Source organism: Flavobacterium soyae (assembly GCF_045348165.1).
GTDB lineage: Bacteria > Bacteroidota > Bacteroidia > Flavobacteriales > Flavobacteriaceae > Flavobacterium > Flavobacterium soyae.
The window spans coordinates 279,664-297,683 of the sequence record NZ_CP150845.1 but is presented as its reverse complement, the minus strand read 5'-3'; the positions used below and the strand labels follow the sequence as shown (position 1 = coordinate 297,683).

General features: G+C 32.7%; 9 protein-coding genes. 8 read left to right on the top strand and 1 reads right to left on the bottom strand.

Going from position 1 to position 18,020, the window contains the following annotated elements:
- The first annotated feature begins 145 nt into the window (after positions 1-145).
- The 5 genes from argS to AABD74_RS01310 all read left to right on the top strand — a co-directional run bounded on the left by argS (position 146) and on the right by AABD74_RS01310 (position 11,935).
- On the top strand, positions 146-1,927 hold the full coding sequence (argS, locus tag AABD74_RS01330) for an arginine--tRNA ligase (RefSeq protein ID WP_406844463.1): 1,782 nt from the start codon (positions 146-148) through the stop codon (positions 1,925-1,927).
- A 231-nt stretch (positions 1,928-2,158) separates the two neighbouring features.
- Complete coding sequence (locus AABD74_RS01325; protein WP_406844462.1) at positions 2,159-5,350, top strand: SusC/RagA family TonB-linked outer membrane protein; 3,192 nt, start codon at positions 2,159-2,161, stop codon at positions 5,348-5,350.
- A 39-nt stretch (positions 5,351-5,389) separates the two neighbouring features.
- Positions 5,390-6,796: a RagB/SusD family nutrient uptake outer membrane protein gene (locus tag AABD74_RS01320; protein ID WP_406844461.1), complete on the top strand. Its 1,407-nt coding sequence runs from the start codon at positions 5,390-5,392 to the stop codon at positions 6,794-6,796.
- A gap of 369 nt (positions 6,797-7,165) precedes the next feature.
- Entirely contained in the window at positions 7,166-10,420 is a 3,255-nt protein-coding gene (locus AABD74_RS01315; protein WP_406844460.1) for a SusC/RagA family TonB-linked outer membrane protein, read from the top strand.
- 12 nt (positions 10,421-10,432) lie between these two features.
- Positions 10,433-11,935 carry a SusD/RagB family nutrient-binding outer membrane lipoprotein gene (locus tag AABD74_RS01310; protein WP_232680863.1) on the top strand — a complete coding sequence of 501 codons (1,503 nt, stop codon included), beginning with the start codon at positions 10,433-10,435 and terminating at the stop codon, positions 11,933-11,935.
- Between the two features lie 68 nt (positions 11,936-12,003).
- On the opposite strand, the gene AABD74_RS01305 is transcribed toward AABD74_RS01310, so the two are convergent.
- Positions 12,004-12,909: a DUF6607 family protein gene (locus AABD74_RS01305; RefSeq protein WP_232680865.1), complete on the bottom strand. Its 906-nt coding sequence runs from the start codon at positions 12,907-12,909 to the stop codon at positions 12,004-12,006.
- Positions 12,910-13,011: 102 nt separating this feature from the next.
- On the opposite strand from AABD74_RS01305, the gene AABD74_RS01300 reads away from it, so the two are divergent.
- The 3 genes from AABD74_RS01300 (at position 13,012) to AABD74_RS01290 (ending at position 17,989) form a co-directional block, all read left to right on the top strand.
- Entirely contained in the window at positions 13,012-15,126 is a 2,115-nt protein-coding gene (locus tag AABD74_RS01300; RefSeq protein WP_232680866.1) for a TonB-dependent siderophore receptor, read from the top strand.
- 19 nt (positions 15,127-15,145) lie between these two features.
- The gene (locus AABD74_RS01295; RefSeq protein ID WP_232680868.1) at positions 15,146-16,231 is read left to right on the top strand and encodes an HmuY family protein; all 1,086 of its coding nucleotides are present in this window, start codon (positions 15,146-15,148) and stop codon (positions 16,229-16,231) included.
- Between the two features lie 276 nt (positions 16,232-16,507).
- Positions 16,508-17,989 (top strand): SGNH/GDSL hydrolase family protein, encoded by a 1,482-nt coding sequence (locus AABD74_RS01290; protein ID WP_406844459.1) that lies wholly within the window; start codon positions 16,508-16,510, stop codon positions 17,987-17,989.
- Positions 17,990-18,020 lie beyond the last annotated feature (31 nt).

Here is an 18,020-nt window from a genome sequence, read left to right as displayed (position 1 = left end):
TAGCGTTTTAATTTTTTGATAATTTTAACATTCAAAACAAAACGTTTTTTAAGAAATTCTAACAGGATTATGTTATTTAATATGTTTTTCATTTTCTGTAATTGATGAATAAGCAGTATCTTTGCTCACTTTAAAATAAGTTTACATGTCATTATCACAAATTCTTACACCTTCTATACAAAAAGCAATACAGGCATTATTTGACGTTTCTGTTGATAAAATCGAGTTTCAAACTACCAGAAAAGAGTTTGAAGGCGATATTACAATGGTAATTTTTCCTTTGTTGAAATTGATTAAAAGCAATCCTGCCGAATTAGGAAATAAAATTGGGAACTACTTAGTCGAAAATGTTTCTGAAGTTGCTCGTTTCAATGTAGTTTCAGGGTTTTTGAATATTGTAATTTCAGATAGTTATTATCTGAATTTCTTCAATGAAATAAAAAACAATCAAAATTTTGGATATGTAACGCCTGATCCTGCCGATAAAGCAATTATGGTTGAATATTCTTCTCCAAACACAAATAAACCTTTGCACTTAGGACATGTTCGTAACAATTTGTTAGGATATTCTGTTGCAGAAATTATTAAAGCATCGGGTAAAAAAGTGTATAAAACACAGATCATCAACGATCGTGGAATTCATATTTGCAAATCGATGCTGGCCTGGGAGAAATTCGGAAACGGAGAAACTCCTGAAAGTTCTAATTTAAAAGGAGATAAATTAGTTGGTAAATATTATGTTGAGTTTGATAAAGCTTACAAAACACAAATTAACCAATTAATCGAAAGCGGTAAAACAGAAGAAGAAGCTAAAAAACAAGCGCCAATTATTATCGAAGCGCAGGAAATGCTTAAAAAATGGGAAGCTGGTGATGAAGCTGTTATTGCGCTTTGGAAAAAAATGAACCAATGGGTTTACGATGGTTTTGCAACTACATACACCAATCTTGGAGTTAATTTTGATAAATATTATTACGAAAGCAATACCTATTTATTAGGAAAAGATGTTGTACAGGTGGGTCTTGATAAAGGTGTTTTTGAAAAAGATCCAGATGGCTCTGTTTGGATTGATTTGACAGATGAAGGGCTTGACCGTAAAATTGTATTGCGTTCTGACGGAACTGCAGTTTATATGACGCAGGATATTGGAACTGCTATTCAGCGTGTTAAAGATATGCCAGATGTGGGCGGAATGGTTTACACAGTTGGTAACGAACAGGATTACCACTTTAAAGTTTTGTTTTTGATCCTGAAAAAATTAGGGTTCGACTGGGCTTCAAGTTTATTTCATTTATCATACGGAATGGTTGATTTACCATCTGGAAAAATGAAAAGCCGTGAAGGAACTGTTGTAGATGCTGATGATTTAATGCAGGATATGACAGATACAGCCAAACAAATTTCTGAAGATTTAGGAAAATTAGACAGTTATTCTGCCGATGAAAAAGCAAAATTGTATAAAACAATTGGTCTTGGCGCTTTAAAATATTACATTTTAAAAGTAGATCCTAAAAAACGTATTTTGTTTAATCCGGAAGAATCTGTAGATTTTGCAGGAAATACAGGTCCGTTTATTCAATATACTTACGCCAGAATCCAGTCAATTATCCGTAAAGCTGATTTTGATTACAGTGTCACACTGAGCGAAGTCGAAGTGCTCCACGAAAAAGAAAAAGAATTGGTAAAACAAATCGAACTTTTTCCGGAAGTAATTCAAAATGCAGCACAAAATCATAGCCCGGCATTAATTGCAAATTATACTTACGATTTAGTAAAAGAATACAATTCGTTTTACCAATCTGTTCACATTTTAGGCGAAGTTGATTTGACCAAAAAGATTTTTAGAGTACAGCTTTCGCAAAAAGTTGCCGAAGTTATAAAATCTGCTTTTGCGTTATTAGGAATTGAAGTTCCCGAAAGAATGTAAAACTTTATATAAGAATTAAAAAAGCCGATAGTTCAAAACTATCGGCTTTTTGTTTTATAGACTATCTACAAAATCGGTTACTCATTCCATTCTAAATAAGTTATTAATTTTAATTTAGAATCATTTAACTGTAGTAAAAAGATTATAATATTATTTGTTAAAACTAAATAAAATCTTGTTAAAATTAATATAATGTTATAAGTTGCAACCCTTAATTCAAAATAGATGATTATGAGAAGGAAAATTAAAAGGTTTTTAGTACTGCTTTTAGTGCTTTGTACGCAGTTCTTTTTTGCACAGGAAAGGGTAATTTCAGGAGCTGTATTTGATGATATGGGGCCGGTACCGGGTATTAATGTAGTAGTTAAAGGAACAAATAATGGTGTTCAGACTGATTTTGACGGTAAATACGCTATTAAAGCAAAAACGGGAGATGTTCTTTTATTCTCGTATATGGGAATGGAAGATGTTAGTATTGTTGTTGGCTCTTCTTCGGTAATAAATACTAAAATGAAAGAAGGGGGTAAAGTGTTAGATGAAGTTGTTGTGGTGGCTTTTGGTTCACAAAAGAAACAGGAAATAACAGGGGCTGTAAGTAAAATTGATTCTAAAATTTTAGAAAATACTCAGTCTTCTAATGCTGTTCAGTCATTAACCGGAAAAGTTGCAGGAGTGCAGATAAATGCAAATTCTGGCCAGCCCGGAGATCCACCGCAAGTGCGATTTAGGGGAATTGGATCTATTTCATCTTCCAATGCTCCTTTGTATGTTGTAGATGGTATCCCTTACAATGGAGATATAAATGCAATAGCTACTCAAGATATTGAATCTATAAGTTTCTTAAAAGATGCTTCTTCAAATGCTCTATATGGAAGCAGAGGGGCAAATGGGGTAATTATCGTTACCACTAAAAAAGGTAAAAAGGGTCAATTGAAAGTTACATATGAAACAAAAGTTGGTGTAAATTCAAGAGCTGTACCTGAATATGATATTATTACGAATCCGGGTGACTATTACAAAACAGTTTATAATAGGGTAAAAAATGGATTGATCTATCAAGGTATGACGCCTGCTGCGGCATCAAGTATTGCATCAAAAAACCTCATAACAGGCGAGACTTATTCATTAGGATATAATAATTATAATGTCCCAAATGATAAGGTAATAAACCCAGTTACGGGAGAAATAAATGAGAGTGCCTCATTACTATATCATGATGATTGGTCTAAAGAAATGTTTAGAGATGCTTTTAGACAAGAACATTATTTAAGTATATCAAGCAGTAATGATAATCTTAGCTCATATCTATCTATGGGATATTTATCTGATGATGGGTATACCATAAATTCAAATTTTGAAAGGGTTACTTTAAGAGCAAATATTGATTATAATATTTCAACTAAAGTAAAAGTTGGAGCAAATGTAAATTATGCCCATACAAACCAAAATGCACCTATTTCTCAAGTCGCATCCTCTACTTATAGTAATTTGTTTAACTGGACAAGAAGTATTGCGCCAATTTATACAATATGGCAAAGAGATGCTAATGGCAGCATGGTCTATAATAAAGATGGAAGCAAAGCGTATGAATTTAATACGTCAGGAGACAGACCGTACGGATCAAATTTAAACCCCTATGCTACTACTTTATTGAATAAGAATTTAAACGAAGAAAATAAATTTGGAGCTAGAGCTTATGTATCTATCGACTTTTTGAAAGATTTTAATTTTAGGTATAATCTCGGTTACGATTTATTGGCAGGTTATTATTTAAATACTGCAACTGGACTTGGCGGAGATGCTATGGGGGTAAATGGCAGAATTGGTACCGCAACAAATAATGAATATACATTAACAAATCAGCAGCTGCTGTCATGGAAAAAAACTTTTGGATCACATAGCTTAGATGTTTTAATAGGTCATGAGTCATCAGATTTTACTTCAAAAATGTTAGCTGGACAAAAGACTAATATTGTTATTCCAGATTTGAATATAATTAGTAATGCTACAAAGTATGGCTATTTAGATGGTTATAATGATTTGTACAAAGTAGAAGGATATCTTTCCAGAGTAAATTATAATTATAAAAATAAATATTTTGTTAACAGCAGTTTTAGAAGAGACGGTTCTTCAGTCTTTGCGCCAGAAAACAGATGGGGTAATTTTTACGGTTTTGGAGCTGCATGGTCTGTAATGAAGGAATCTTTTTTTCCTAAGACTAAATGGTTGACCGAGTTAAGGCTTAAAGGTAGTTATGGTGAGCAGGGAAATGATAATATTCAGTATCCTTCTAGTACTCAAATTAGCCATAGAAATTATTTTGGCAGCTTAAGAAATTATTACGCGTATGAAACACAATATGAAATTGTTCCGGATTCTGAAGGAGAAGCAAGTGTGCTAAATGTTTTTGAAGCGGAGAGAAATGTAAAATGGGAAAAATCAAAAAACCTGAATGTTGGATTTGATATGGTATTGTTTGATAAAATTTCTCTTGAAGCGGAGTATTTTGAAAGAAATGTAAGTGACCTGATTTATAATTTTCCAATTGCATTATCAACAGGAACAGCATTTGTTTCTAAAAATATTGGAGATATGAGTAATAAAGGTATTGAGATTAATTTAGGTATAGACATTATCAAAAAAGAAAATACTGATTTTAATGTTTGGGCAAATATGACCCATTATAAAAATAGAGTAACATCACTGCCGGTTGCTTTTACTAGTGGAATATATCGTTTCGAGGTTGGAGCGCCAGCTTATTCTTATTTTCTTAGAGAGTACGCAGGAGTGGATAAAACCAATGGTGATGCATTGTGGTACAAAGATGAAAAAGATATCTCAGGAAATTTAACAGGAAACAAGGTGACTACAAATGTTTATGGGGATGCATCAGTATATTTAAGCAGTAAAGATGCTAATCCAGATCTTTATGGTGGATTTGGAACTCTTTTCAGATTTAAGGATATTACTTTTCAGGCGAGTTTTGCTTACCAACTAGGAGGATATATGTATGATGGAGTTTATCAAAGTCAAATGTATTCAGGTTCTGATAACATTGGACAAAACTACCATACAGATGTTAATAAGGCGTGGACAGTTGAAAACCCAAATTCTAATATTCCAAGAATTGACCATATTTCTACATTGCAAATGGCTAACTCTGATTATTTCCTTATTAGATCAGATTATTTAAGTCTTCAAGATGCTTCAGTTTCATATGATTTTAGAAATAAAACATTGACAGATTTAGGGGTTCAATCTACAAAATTTAGTTTAATGGGATCAAATCTGGCATTGTGGTCTAAAAGAAAAGGAATGGATCCAAGGTTAAATAATTTAGGGACTCGCTCAAACAATGGTCAATCTCTAAATGTGTATGGTGTAATGAAAACTATTTCATTTGGTTTAACGGTTAATTTTTAAAATATGAAAAAGATATTAATATTAGCACTATCGTTTGCAGTGCTTACAAGTTGTGATAAAGATTTTCTGGATACAGTACCTGAATCTACAATAAATAACGAACAACTCGCTACTTCTGCTTCTGCAAATCAGGCAATTATAAGTGGTATTTATTCGGCATTACGATCTTATGGTTTGGCTATTCCGGGAAATCATGAAGATTATGGGCATAAGTCAGTACTTTCAGCAATGGACATGATGTCTAACGATATGCTGATGACAAAATCGAGCTGGTATGGCAGTTTTTATAATTATTTAGGAAGACAGCAAACCAATTCAAGGTCAAGATTAGTATGGAATACTTATTATCCGCAAATAAAATCTACAAATATTGTCATAAGTGCTATCCCTTCTGATGTAACAGATGAGAAGTTAAAAACAATTAGAGGGCAAGCACTTGCTTTAAGAGGGTATTTCTATTTTATGCTGGCTCGTACTTATGGCCCTACCTATGTTGGAAATACTACGAAATTAAGTATACCGCTCTACACAGAGGTTACTTTAGAAGGAAAGGCGAGATCAACTGTAGATGAAGTTTATACTCTTATTGAAAGTGATTTAAAAGAAGCGGCTATTTTACTTGCAAATTATAGTCGATCGAATAATGATTCTGTTGATCTTAGTACAGTTCAGGCATTCTTAGCAGAAGTTTACCTGGAGATGGGAAAATATCCAGATGCGGGAAATATGGCGCATGCTGCTAGAGAAAATTATACATTGTTAAATGAAGCCGAATGGATGTCTGGTTTTTATGTTACAAAATCAAATGAAACAATGTGGGGAGCTACATTAAACTCATCAATTTCAACTTTTGTAGCTAACTTCTTTAGTCATTTTGACAATACAAATTCTGCTGGTTATGCAGGTGGTATGGGGGTATATAAAAGTATTGATAAGAATTTATATAATAGTATTTCAAATACTGATTTTAGAAAGAAAGCATTTGTTAGTTCTGGCGGAAATACGACATACCCAAAATTACCTGAATTCGCCAATATAAAGTTTAAAGACCCTACAGTAGATGCAGGTAGTTACATTTACTTGAGATCATCTGAAATGTATTATATAGAAGCAGAAGCATTAGCACGATCTGGGAAAGAAGCCGCCGCTAGGCAAGTCTTATATGAAATAACAATTACAAGAGACCCTGCTTATGTATTGTCATCAAAATCAGGTAACAATTTAATTGAAGAAATTATACTTCAAAAAAGGATTGAATTATGGGGTGAAGGCTGTGCTTGGTATGATATGAAACGATTAGGTGTTTCTCTTTCAAGAGATTATATAGGATCAAATCATCCAGCATTTGGGAAATTTAATATTCCTGCAGGTGATAATAAATTTATTTTTCAAATTCCTCAAGCTGAAATTGATGCTAATCCGCTTATTGTACAAAACCCTTTATAATTAAAAATGTAAGAATATACTTGTTTTTATTGTTATTTATAACTATATTTGCACTGTATATATATAGCAAAAACAAAAAATACGATTAAAATCTTTTCCTTATATTAATTTTTAACTATTTTGAATTAGTAAGCTTTTAGTAGAAATAATAAAAGGATAAACCGTCTAAGTATTTAGGCGGTTTTTTTGTTTAGAGCAGATTTTTAATAAAGCCCTTAATCATTTATTAATGAATATTTAGGTCAGATTAGCTTTAAACTTTATTTGTAGTATTTATTTTATATTTTATTGTGTTAAATAATATATAATTCTTGTTAAAATTGTAAAATTTTAACAAGTTGCGCCCCTTAATCAAAACATAATAAATAAATGAATCAAAAATTAAAAGGGCTTTGGCTGCTTTTTTGCGTATGTGTATTACAAATATCATATGCTCAGGAAAAAAAAATTACAGGAACAGTTTCTGATAATGCAGGAATACCTTTACCAGGTGTTAGTGTATTAGTTAAAGGAACAACATCAGGAGCACAAACAGATTTTGACGGAAAATATGCTATTAAGGCTGAGTCAAATCAAATTCTAATATTTAGTTATATTGGAATGAAAACACAAGAAGTTCCTGCAAATTCTTCGGTTATAAATATAACGCTAAAAGATGAATCGGTAGAGCTTGAAGGAGTGGTTGTTACTACAGCATTAGGTGTTAAGAGAGAGAAAAAATCTTTAGGTTACGCTTCACAACAAATTTCTGGTGCAGACCTTGTGAGTGGAGGTGCAGGAAGTCAAAACGTTTCGAATCTTTTGTCAGGTAAAGCTGCTGGGGTAGAAGTTTCAAGAAACACAAACTTTGGGGGGTCTACGAACGTAGTAATCCGTGGAAATAAATCCTTAACAGGAAATAATCAAGCACTCTGGGTTATTGATGGAGTGCCAGTGGATAATTCCAATAATAATACAGCGAATCAAACTACAGGAAGAGGAGGTTACGATTATGGAAATAGTGTTGCAGACATAAACCAAGAAGATATTGAAAGCATAAATATTCTTAAAGGTGCTGCTGCAACTGCATTATACGGATCAAGAGCTGCAAATGGAGTTGTAATGGTAACGACAAAAAAAGGGAAAAAGGGTGATGATAAAAAAGTTGGATTTACCTTTTCGAGCAGTATGAGTGTGGGTACAGTTGATAAATCGACGTTTCCGACCTATCAAAATAAATATGGAAGCGGATATGGGTTTGGAACTTCTTTCCTTGATGAAAATGCAATCCCTACAGTTGATACTTCAAACGATGCTTCATACGGTGATGCTTTTAATGGAAAACCAGTTTACCAATGGAATTCGGTAACACCTTATTCAGAAAATTATGGAAAAGCTACTCCCTGGAGTGCAGCAGCTAATGGACCAGTCACTTTTTTCCAGACTGCCCAAACTAATACAAATAGTATATCTCTGGAAAAATCAACTGAAAGATCTAATTTGTCGATGTCGTATGTAAATACAATTCAAACAGGAATTTTGCCAAATAGTGAATTGAAGAAAAATCAGCTGAGTGCAAGATTTAGTCAAAAAATTACAGATAAGCTAACGGCAAATGCATATGCAGCAGTTACATTGCAAAATACTGTTGGTAGAAATTCAACTGGTTATAATGATAATATAATGGGAGAATTTAGACAATGGTGGCAAACAAATGTAGACGTTAAGGAATTGAAAAATGTTTATAATGCATCTGGAGGTCAAAATATTACATGGAATTGGGCAGATCCTACTTCTGCGGATTTACAGCCTGCGTATTGGGACAACCCATATTTTACCCGCTACCAAAACTATTCTTCGGATAATAAGACTCGATTATTTAGTTATGCCTCTCTTAATTATGAGATTACAAGTTGGTTAAGTGCATTGGGACGAGTTTCTTTAGATACTTATAAACAACTTCAAGAAGAAAGAAGAGCTGTGGGATCTACTGCTACCGGATTTGGATTGTCACCTGTTGATGAAAAATCTGGTTATCAAAGATATGATATTAATTTTCAGGAAATCAATTATGATTTTATGTTGAACTTTAATAAAAAATTTGGAGATAATATCAGTTTGACAGGAGTATTGGGATCAAATATTAGAAGAGATAAAAGAGATAATGTACTCTCTTCTACAATTGGAGGATTAGTTGAGCCGGGGATGTATGCACTTTCAAATTCCAGGTATGAATTGCCTTTTCCTACAGAAAATGTTGCAGATTGGGGAGTTAATGGAATATATGCCCAAGGTTCTCTAGGATATAAGGATACTTATTTTATAGATGCTTCTGTGAGAAGAGATGTTTCTTCAACACTGCCAAAAGGTAATAACGCATACACATACCCTGCAATATCTGGATCATTACTATTCTCCAATTTAGTAAAAACTAATTGGTTGAACTTAGGAAAATTCAGAGTAAATTATGCAGAAGTTGGTAATGATGCAGAACCACTAAGTTTAGTAAACACTTATACAAGAAGTTCTAATTTTAATGGGGAATCAATGTATACTTTACCAAACACAAATAAAAATCCTAATCTAAAACCAGAACGTACAAAATCATTTGAAGTTGGTCTGGAAACAAGCACTTTTGATAAACGTTTAGGACTTGATATTACCTATTACAAAACAAATACAGTAGATCAAATTGTTTCTACAGCTGTATCATCTTCTTCTGGATTTACTACTGCATGGGTTAATGGAGGAAATATTGAAAATAGTGGATTAGAGATACAGTTGACAGGTACTCCTGTAAAAACAGAAAATTTTAGATGGGATGTAACCGTAAACTGGTCTAATAATAGAAGTAAAGTTGTTTCATTACCGTCAGGAGTTGATAACTTACAAATTGCATCTTTTCAAGGAGGTGTAACGATTAATGCAACCCCTGGAGAAGCTTATGGTACTCTAAAAGGAACAGATTATGTTTACACGAATGGGGAGCGTACAGTAGATCAAAAAACGGGAAAATATCTTATATCCAGTACATCAGATAATGTGATAGGAAATATTACTCCAGATTGGATTGGCGGCATTAGAAATAAGTTTACTTATAAAAATGTATCTATGGGATTCTTAATTGATACTCAAAAAGGGGGAGATATATTCTCTTTAGATATGTATTATGGTCTTGCAAATGGATTATATCCTGAAACTGCCATTGGAAATCAAAGAGAAAATGGTATCGTAAACCAAGGCGTAGGGGTAATAACAAATTCGGATGGCAGTACAACCGTGATTCCAAATACAGTTTCAACTGTAAATACAAACGATACACCTGCTAAAACAGGACCAGGTGCATATTCCAATAATTACGGATACTTGGCACAGCCGGCGAAAGCATTTGTTTATGATGCTTCTTACATAAAATTAAGAGAGGTTTCTATTACTTACACTTTTCCAAAAACAATGTTTGAAGGAACATTTGTAAACGCAGCAACATTAAGTTTGTTAGGATCAAATTTATGGATTATAAGCAAGAATCTACCATATGCAGATCCGGAAAGTGGATTATCATCAGGAAACAAATCCAGAGGTTATTCTGTAGGTTCACTGCCAACTACAAGAGACATTGGGTTCAATCTTACATTCAAATTTTAACATATAAAAAGCATGAAAAAAATAATTTATTTTTTTAGTTTCGTATTACTTGCAAGTTCTTGCAGCGATTTAACGGACTTAAATGAAGATGATAAAAACCCATCAAAAGTACCAGCTTCTTCTTTGTTTACCAGTGCACAAAAAGGTATCGCTGAACAAGTTATTAATACAAGTGTAAACAAAAATATTTTTAGATTAGTTAATCAGCAATGGACAGAAACGACTTATATAGATGAGTCAGTTTATCAGTGGACAACACGAAAGATTTCAGATAACCATTGGGGTGCCTTTTTCTCTGGAACATCTACAAATGATGGATCTATTAATGATTTGATAATGGCTAAATCGTATGTTGAAGACGAAGTTATAATTGCTTCTGATCCTAATTTTTCGTCTAAGACAATTATTAAAAATAATAGACTTGCAATGATAGACATTCTTACTGTTTATTCATATCAAATTCTAGTAGATACTTTTGGAGATATACCATATTCTGATGCTCAAAAAGGCGCAGGAAATTATCTGCCTAAATATGATAAAGCTTTAGAAATCTATAAAGATCTAATTAAGCGTCTTGATAACGACATTAAAAATATAAATACTGCTTATGCTGGTTTTGGAACCGCAGATGTAATTTATAGAGATGATTTGTCAAAATGGGTGAAATTTGCAAATAGTATTAAATTAAAGCTAGGGATTAACTTAAAAGCTTCTGGTTTAGAGAGTACAATTGCTGATGAAGCGATTGTCACAGCGGCAAAAGGTACATTTACATCAAATGAAGACAATGCTAAAATTGAATATCAAACAAATGTTCCAAATACAAACCCAATTTATGTTGATTTAGTTTTTTCAGGAAGACATGATTTTGTGCCTGCAAAACCATTCGTAGATGCATTAGTATCAAAAAACGATCCTAGAACAAAAGTCTACTTTGCTCAAAATTTAAAAGATGAGGATGGGAACGCATTGCCATATAAAGGAGGAGTAATTGGAGTTAAAAATAGTTATGGAAAATTTACGCATGTAGGAGATGTAATTCAATTACCTAACTTTAAAGGAACTTATTTAGACTATGCCGAAGTTGAGTTTTTATTAGCAGAAGCTATAGAAAGAGGAATAGCTGTTGATGGAACAGCTGAATCTCATTATACAAATGCTATAAAAGCCTCTATGAGAGATTGGGGAGTATCAGAAAGCGACATAAATACTTATCTGACTCAATCAACTGTAGCATATGCTACGGCAACGGGAACTTGGCAGCAAAAAATTGGGGAGCAGGCATGGTATTCCTTATTTAATAGAGGATTTGAAGGTTGGACATCTACAAGAAGACTTAATTTTCCTGCATTAGTACCTCCATCAAACGCTGATGCAGCTGCTGAAGGTCAAATTCCGTCTAGAATGACCTATCCAATTAGAGAGCAAACATTAAATGCGGTAAATTATAATGCTGCTTCCTCTTCGATAGGTGGGGATAAACTAAAAACAAAATTATTCTGGGATATAGATTAATTTTTAAATTAAAAAAAGCCGGTAATCCTAAAAATTACCGGCTTTTTACAACTAACACAAACCATTTTTTATTTTACAAATTTGTCGATAATGGCATCAGATTCTGCTTTTGCTGCTGTTGGTTTTAAATCAAACAAAAGAGAATAAAGTGCTTTTCTATCAACTTTAGCTTCTAAGTTTAAGTCTTTATGTCTGTCAAAAAGAGTCTGCCATTTATCACGAACATTTTTCCAAAGGGCATTGTTTTCTTTCCACCATTTTTGAGCAGCGACACATTTGATGTCTGGAACTTTAGTATAAACATCAAATCCTTTTTCTTGCGCTAACAAAACATCTTTTCCTGCATCATCACGAATAAGTTTATCATTATCTTGCTCATGGTTCCATCCTGTAGCAGTAATTTGGTGAATGTTTCTTCTTTTTAAAACATTATAATCATTACGTTTTGTCTGCTCTCTTCTTGGAAGTGGAGCATCAGCAACGTTTGCCCAGTAATCTTGTCCGTCAACATGTACCCAAGTCGAAGATCCTTCATATCTTGGGCTGTCATCTACCTGATACACTTTTTGAGTCCACTGTCCTTTAACAGCCTTTTTGTCTAATTTTTTGTATTTCCAAGAAGTTCCTTTATCAAAAGAATATAAGTCTGTGTTTTCAAATAACCAATCTTGTCTCCAGTGTTTGATAATCATATCGTCACTTACAATTAATAAGTGCTGCATAACAATTTTGTTTGGAGTATCTTCTAATAATTCTACCCATTCTAAAGCAGATTCATGTTTAGTTTGTGAAGGTTTGTATGCAGCCGAATCTTTTGCGTATTGAAAAGTTTCTGCAAAGTTGAACTTCACTTCATAACAGCCACACATAGATTTAATTGATTTTATGTCTTGCTGTTTTTTTGCGTCCTGACTGAAACCTAGGCTGCATGTTAAAGCCATAACGGCTGAAAAATAGAGGCTTTTTGTAATCATAACTTAGTTATTAGTTTTAATTTTTGCAAATATATAAAATTTATTTAGAACAATTAAAAATAGTTATATATTTGCATCGATTATTAAGATTGAATAAAAATAATGAAAATAAAATCACCTCTTTTTGCTGTATTAACTTTCTGTCAAATTTCTTTTGCGCAGCAAAAAGATACTATTGCATCTCAAGAAAAACTTTCAGAAGTGGTTGTTACAGGACAGTTTGAGCCACAGTCTATAAAAAAATCGGTATTTAATGTTCGAGTTATATCAAATCAGGATATACAAAATTTAGCAGCCAATAATTTAGGAGATGTTTTAAACCAATATTTAAATATTACAGTAAGACCAAGCAGCACAAGCGGACGTTCTACAGTTTCTTTATTTGGATTAGATGCACAATATTTTAAAATTTTGGTAGATAACATTCCATTGGTTAATGAGGGTGGTCTGGGAAATAATACAGATCTATCACAAATTAACCTTAACGATGTTGATCATATTGAAATTGTTGAAGGTTCAATGGGAGTTAGTTATGGAGCTAACGCTGTAAGCGGTGTTTTAAATATTATAACAAAAAAATCTTCGAAATATAAATGGAATATAAATGCAGCTGTTCAAGAAGAAACGGTTAATAATGAATATTCTCTTTTTGAAAAAGGGCGCCATATCCAATCTTTACGCATTGCACATACATTCAGTAAAAATTGGTTTGTAAGTGTTGGAGCAAATAGAAATGATTTTCAAGGATATTTAGCAGATAAAAACGGAAAAGATTATCTTGAAAATGATACTACGAGAGGTTATAGCTGGCTGCCAAAAGACCAATTAAATGGAAGTGCATTAATATCTTATCACAAGGATAATTTTAGATTTTTCTATAAATTCGAATATTTAGATGAAAATGTAGACTATTATAATAGTACGGTACAATCAAATTATACTCCGGAGCTAGGTTCCTATCGTTATGCCAATGACAAAAGATATTTTACTAATAGATATTTTCACAATTTAAATGTTGCGGGGACATTGTTTTCTCAATTAAATTATAATGTATCTGTTTCTCATCAAAAACAACAGCGTGAAGTAGAAGATTTTGAATATTATTTGTATACTAAAAAAGAAGCCAAAAATATTACTGTAAAAGATCAGTCTATGGAAGTTCTTTCCTCTACTGGAACTTTAAATAATTTTTTCTCTGATAAAAGTGTTGACTTACAATTAGGATATGAGTTTGTAAATAATAATGGTTTTGCATTAGTTCAGGAAGCAAATAATAAGACTTCTTCGGTACATAAAAAGCTCGAAAATTATGATTTTTTCGCATCTTCAGAAATCATGGCTACTGAGCGATTCTCAATTAAACCAGGATTAAGATTTTCAGCACAGTCAAAATTTGAAAATCAATATGCTTCTTCTATCGGACTAAGATATTTATTTGATAAAGGGTTGGAAATTAGAGGGTCTTATGGTACAGGTTTTAGAACACCAAATTTTGAAGAATTATATTCAAAACAAATTTTTGACGGGCATTTCTTTGTTGGAAATGAAAATTTGATACCGGAAACCAGCACTTCTTATGAAGCGAGTGTTAAAAAATTCACTTCATTTTCTTCAGGGGTACAGCTTTCAAATACCATTGCCGGAAGTTACCTAGATGTAAATGACAGAATTGATATGGCGTATGTAAGAGATAATCCGGATACAGGAAGTCCGGAATATCAATATATAAACATTAGTAAATATAGAATGTGGAATTTTTCTGCAACGAACCAGTTAAAAATAGATAACCTGACAATTAATATTGGTGCCGCATTTATAGGCGTTTCACAAAAAATTGATAATGCAGTATTTGTTTCAGATGACCAATTTCTGTATTCATTTAATTTAAACGCAAGTGTTTCTTATACAATTCCAAAATGGGAGACAATAATTTCTGGATATTATAAGTATAACGGGAAAACACAACAGTTTGTAGAAGGGAATTCTGCATACATTATATCCGAAATTGATCCAAGCAGCTGGTTAGATGCATCTATTAGACAAAACTTTTTTCAAGATCAGTTTGAAGTAACATTAGGAGCAAGGAACATTTTAGATGTAACCAATGTAAATCAATCTAGAACAAATGAAGGAGCTGGACATGCCTCAGCATCAAATTTACTACTTGCATACGGACGTTCCTACTTTTTAAAATTAGCATATAACCTTAATCTTTAATATAAAAACAGAAATAAAAATGAAAAAATTATTATTACTATCATTCGCGTTCTTATCTCTTGCATCTTGTTCAAGTGATGATGATAATACTCCAGAAGTTGAAATCCCAACGGTTGGAGCAACTTTACAACCAGCAGTAGGTGGACCAAACCAACCAAACCAAGTTTATCTTGATTTAAGTTCTGAAGAATCTAAATCAGTAAATAGAGCTGCTTGGGATTTTGGATTTTCTACAGGTTCTGAATTTAGAGTAGTAATCAATGGGTCTGTTAAAATGGCGGTAAAAAAATTAGCAACTTCTGATATTACATTACCTCAGGAAAGTGATTCTGATGTAGCAGTTGGGGCAGGAACTACAGCAGCATCAAATGGATATGTTGATAATCCAACTGGAGTTTTAGCAGGCGCAGGCGCAGGAATTGGAACTGCAATTGCAGAGATTTCTGCTACAGATGCAGACAATAAAGTTTATTTAGTAAATCTAGGATTTGCAGTTTCTACGACTCAACCTGCAATAGGTTCAGTTAGTGTAGATGGAGATGCAAGAGGATGGAAAAAAGTTAGAATTTTGAGAAGCGGAAATGGATATAAAATTCAATATGCTGATTTAGCTTCTGCTACTTTTACTGAAAAAGTTATTACTAAAGATGCTGATTTTAACTTCACATTTTTTAGTTTAACAACAGGAAATACAGTTTCTGTTGAGCCTCAAAAAGCAAAATGGGATTTAAATTTTACGGTATTTACTAACTATTTAAATGCAGGAACTGAAGTTACTTACGGATATTCTGATTTTATCACAACAAATGCAAAAGCTGGAACTCAAGCTTACCAAGTTTTAGTTGCTGATGGTGTTACTTATGCAGATTTTACAAAAGCTAAAGTTGTAGAAGCTAATTTTACAGTTTCTGCTACAGATCAAAGAATGATTGGTGCTAACTGGAGAAGTGGTGGTGGACCAAACACTTTGCCAAGTATCAGAACAGATCGTTTTTATGTTGTGAAGGATGCTGCTGGAAATTATTATAAAGTTAAATTCCTAGGAATGACAAATGCTGCAGGAGAAAGAGGATATCCAACTTTGGAATACGCTATCTTAAAATAATTCATAATGAAGAATCTAAAAAATATAAAGATTATTTCATTCTAATTTTAGGATGCTTTAGCATCAAAAATTTAGTTAATCATTAGCTTTGTTTTTTTTATTTTTTTTTTTTTTTTGATTTAGAGGTTAGATTTATCTAACCTCTTTTTTTTATTTCTTTATTATTATAAATGAATGTTTAATTCTATCTTTGTCTGCATTTATATATTAAGAATTAACAGGAATTTTACATATTCTTTAATTTTTGTAGTTCTTTTCTTAAATTTAATTTATTAAGTGAATACTAAGTCATATTTCTTTCAGTCTTTTGCAATCGTAGCATTAGCATTTGTTGCTTTTATTGGTTTTAAACAAATCTTACCAGATAAAATTTTTTCTGATAGTAAAATAGATTCCAAAAATGTACTTATAGACAGCTTGCTTTTGGAATCGGTAGCTAAAGATTCATTGTCGCTAAAAAGTGACAGCATCGAAGAAAGCGAGCGTAGATTAGGCCAGCAGAAAATTGTTTACGATGCCTCTGAAGGAATCGAATTTCCATCAGAAACCTTTGATAACTACAAAGGATATCAATACCTGATTTCCTTTTACGAAAAATTATATCAACTGGAACAGAATCCGCAAAGGCATGTTAGAATTGCTTATTACGGAGATTCTATGACCGATGGAGATTTAATTGTTCAGGATGTGCGTAACAATTATCAGGATCGTTTTGGCGGAAACGGAGTTGGTTTCGTATCCATAACTTCAGAATCTGCAGCCTCAAGAGGTTCGGTTAAAGCTACCTATTCTAAAAACTGGAAAACACAATCGTACCTAAATGTAAAAAGACCAGCAAGCCCTTTTGGTGTAAACGGGCATGTGTTTTTTGCAAATGATCAGACAAACCCAACCTGGGTTCAATATGAAGCAGGGCTTCCAAAGCATACAACTACTTTAGATAATCCAACCTTATTTTACGGAAGATCGTCTAAAAGAGGAAACGTAAATTTCATTATCGGAAAAGATACATTGAAAAAAAGCCTTTCTCCAAACAACTTGGTAAATACCTTAAAAGTTACTTCGGGAAGTATAAAAGCTTTCAAAGCTAACTTTATTCATGCCGATTCAATCCCGATTTACGGATTTAATTTTGATAACGGCATTGGTGTTCACGTTGATAATTTCTCTCAAAGAGGAAATTCAGGACTGCCAATTTCTATGTTTGATGCCAGTGTAATGCAGGCTTTTGATAATAACCTGAAATACGATTTAATTGTACTTCACTACGGAACTAACGTATTGAATTATGGAACCAAAAACTATTTCTGGTACGAAAAAGGAATGACAAAAACTGTAAATAAAATAAAAGAATCATTTCCGGGAGTTTCTATTTTAATTGTTTCAACAGCAGATAAATCGACTAAATACGATTTAGAAATGAAAACAGATTCAGCAGTTGTTCCATTAATGAAAGCACAGAAAAAATATGCTTTAGAAACTGAATCCGGATTTGTAAATTTATATACTTTAATGGGCGGTGACGGATCGATGGTAAAATGGGTTGATGAATCTCCGGCAAAAGCTAATAAAGATTATACACACTTTAACCAAAGAGGCGCAAGAGCAATTGGTAATTTGTTATACAGTCAGTTAAATAACGGATACGAGCAGTATAAAATTTTACGTCAAAAACGTGAAACAGGCGTTAGACCTAAAGCGATTAGAAAACCCAAAGCAGATTCCGTCTCTGTAGAAAAAGATAGCGTAAATGAATAAACTTATTATTTTCTTTTGTTGTCTATTTTTC